The sequence below is a fragment of the Flavobacterium maritimum genome (assembly GCF_040049085.1).
Classification (GTDB): Bacteria; Bacteroidota; Bacteroidia; order Flavobacteriales; family Flavobacteriaceae; genus Flavobacterium; species Flavobacterium maritimum.
Map to the genome: position 1 here is coordinate 1 of NZ_JBDLZY010000057.1, position 507 is coordinate 507.

1 protein-coding gene is annotated in these 507 nt (G+C 33.1%); it reads right to left on the reverse strand.

Annotated elements, in window-relative coordinates:
* Positions 1-501 (reverse strand): NifU N-terminal domain-containing protein (locus tag ABEB23_RS18285; protein ID WP_348814153.1); only part of this gene is annotated, 501 nt, incomplete at its 3' end.
* Positions 502-507: the final 6 nt, after the last annotated feature.

The following is a 507-nucleotide window of genomic DNA, read 5'->3' on the forward strand; positions in this document are numbered from 1 at the left end:
AACCGAAATATAATTTTCATCAATAAATATCTCTTTTACATATGGAAATTTAAATAGTTCAGTAGCCAGCGGTGATGGAGCGCTTTGATCTATATTTTTAAATTCGACAGCATTTTTCGTGATCATTCTGTTGACTACAAATTTAAGTGCTGCCGGATTTGGAGTAGATTCTCCATATACGGTAATTGCCTGTTTTTTTGGTCTGTTCTCATCGGCGTTAATTATAACTCCGCCTTTGTTAACATAAGCTTCGATTTGCTCTGCAACTGCTTCCTTTACATCGTCCCATTCTACTATACTGAATCTTTCAACCGCTATAAAATTTCCTGAAATATATACCGTTTTTACAAATGGCAGATAAAAAAGCTGTTGAGCCAATGGCGAAGATTTAGCTTCATCAATATTTTTAAATTCAAAGCTTTCATTTTGAGTGATAAAGTCTGGAAATTCGAATTTAATTATAGTAGGATTCTGTGTGTCTTTTATGGTAACTTTAGTCATAAGTTT